The sequence below is a fragment of the Paenibacillus agaridevorans genome (assembly GCF_003112455.1).
Classification (GTDB): domain Bacteria; phylum Bacillota; class Bacilli; order Paenibacillales; family Paenibacillaceae; genus Pristimantibacillus; species Pristimantibacillus agaridevorans.
Window position 1 is genome coordinate 16,184 of sequence record NZ_BDQX01000005.1, and the last position, 2,175, is coordinate 18,358.

General features: G+C 57.8%; 2 protein-coding genes. One reads left to right on the forward strand and one right to left on the reverse strand.

The window, feature by feature from the left end; genetic code table 11:
* Nucleotides 1-172: 172 nt before the first annotated feature.
* Nucleotides 173-1,156: a phosphotransferase gene (locus PAT3040_RS00130; RefSeq protein WP_181376348.1), complete on the reverse strand. Its 984-nt coding sequence runs from the start codon at nt 1,154-1,156 to the stop codon at nt 173-175.
* A 207-nt stretch (nt 1,157-1,363) separates the two neighbouring features.
* Here PAT3040_RS00130 and PAT3040_RS00135 point away from each other — a divergent pair, with 207 nt between their 5' ends.
* Nucleotides 1,364-2,056, forward strand: a complete 693-nt coding sequence (locus PAT3040_RS00135; RefSeq protein ID WP_108991024.1) for a metal-dependent hydrolase — start codon at nt 1,364-1,366, stop codon at nt 2,054-2,056.
* The last annotated feature ends 119 nt before the right edge of the window (nt 2,057-2,175 follow it).

Genomic DNA, 2,175 nt, shown 5'->3' on the forward strand with positions numbered 1-2,175 from the left:
TGGACGAGATTTACCGCAAAGAGTATTTGAAGCAGGGCTGATATGCCGCCTGAGGCGCGGTGCCCTATTCGGCGTGTCGAGGCTGCGGCACCTATGGAAAGCAAATCCGGAGACGAGCTGCGAGAAGCCGCATGCCTCCCCTTTGCTCTCCGCATGCCCCATTTCAATCTACCTATACGCGCTCCAGAAGCCCAGGCAGCTCCCGCCAATGCTCCTCAATCCAGCGCAGCTCCCTAAGAAATCGCGCCAGCAACTCGCGCAGCTCGCTCTCGACGCGAACCTCCGCGCGCAGCCACCAGATGGATTCAATAAGATAGAGCATGCGAATCGCTCGAACCAACAATTCGCCTGATGCCGCTGCGTGCTTGCGATACCCGTCCATAAACGCGCGAACTCCGTCTATGCGCAGTCCCCCGTCTTCTTGCAACGCTCCGGACAGGATGGCCCTCGCAACGTCGATCTCCGGATAAGCCATCGTCATCCGATCGAAGTCGACGATGCCTGCGACTTTTCTGTCGCCCAGCAGGATGTTGTCTACCCACAGATCCCAGTGCAGCCAGCCTTGCCGACTTGCCGCGAACTCGCCGAAGTCCGCGGCTTCTACGATAACGCGCGAGCGGTCCAGCCAATCCAGCACGATCTCGTCGCCTGCCGCGGCCGCCGTATTCCGGTTTCCTTCCCACTCCATCAGGTAAGCCGTACGATCAGGCTCCCAGGCGGGCTTGCTCAAAGGCGGCACATGCGACAGCCAGGCGTGCATACGTCCCGTCGATTGCCCAAGACTGTTCAGCTGATTGTCATTCATGCTGCCGGCCTGCACAGTCCCGCCTTCCACCCAGTCCATAAACGCGACATGCATCCCCGACGGCGTCACCATCAGACGCCGGTCATCGGTCGTTCGCACTCGGGGGCAAGCAACCCCGGCAGCGTGAAGTCCGTTTTGCAGCTCCAGCGTTCGCTCGATGGCCGCCTTGCGATCCGGGCGGGCATGAAGCTTGTACCGGTCGGGATGATAATATTTGGCGAATAGCGGGCCTTGATCCGTATCGATCTTCCACTTCACGTTAAGCCAGCCCTTGTCGATAGGAGTTGCGCGGATAAATCGGATACCGAATTCCATGTCTAGCAGCGCTGCGAGCTCTTCCTCCCCATTCATCTCAAATGCCCCTTTTCTCCCGAATGAACAGCTTCTTCTATCGTACATGACCAAGACCGAAATTGCTCGTATTCCGCACAAAGAGGAGCAGCAGAGCAGGCCCCGAGTTGGCGCGCCCCCGCCGGGATGACATATAATGGAGAGGGCCGAGCTATACCGGCTTGGCTTTCGCGAATGGCAACCCAATCATGGATCGGAGGAATCGCAATGATCGTCAAGTACCATGGACACTCCTGTATTCAAATTACGGAAGGCGAACATTCCGTCATCATTGACCCCTTCTTGACAGGCAACCCTACGGCCATCGCAGGACCTGAAGAGGTGAAGGCGCAATACATTTTGCTGACGCACGCGCACGGCGACCATACCGCAGACGCGGAAGCCATTGCCCGCGAGAACGACGCCACCATTATCGCAACGTACGAGCTTGCAACGTATTACTCCTGGAAGGGACTTAAGACGATCGGCATGAACATCGGCGGCAGCCTGGACATCGGTTTTGCCAAGGTTAAGCTCGTCCATGCGTTCCATAGCTCCGGCATGATCGTCGAGAAGGGCCAAATTCTGTACATGGGCATGCCCGGCGGATTCGTCATCGATTGGAATGACACTACGCTTCTCCATACGGGAGATACCGGCTTGTTCGGCGATATGAAGATGATCGGAGAACGCCACGACATCGATCTTGCTTTCCTGCCCATCGGCGATCTGCTGACCATGGGACCGGAAGATGCGCTCACGGCCGCGGAATGGCTGCAGGCGAAGGCCGTTATCCCCATCCATTACAATACGTTCCCCGGCATCGTGCAGGATCCCGACAAGTTTGCAAAAGCTCTGGAGGAGCAAGGCGTGAAAGGGATTGCGCTCTCGCCCGGCGCTTCTTACGAACTGAACTCCTGAGCCCGGCCTCCATTCCTTAGCGATTTGCTCTAATCGTCTACGCGTCTCTGTCTCTGGAAACCGGGACTCCTAATGCCTGCCGGAACATGAATCACCCCCGCCATAGTGGCGGGGGGGGT

What these genes read in the sequence shown, in the direction of transcription:
- PAT3040_RS00130 (WP_181376348.1), bottom strand. Translation starts at nt 1,156, where the DNA reads ATGAATGGGGAGGAAGAGCTCGCAGCGCTGCTAGACATGGAATTCGGT.
- PAT3040_RS00135 (WP_108991024.1), top strand. Translation starts at nt 1,364, where the DNA reads ATGATCGTCAAGTACCATGGACACTCCTGTATTCAAATTACGGAAGGC.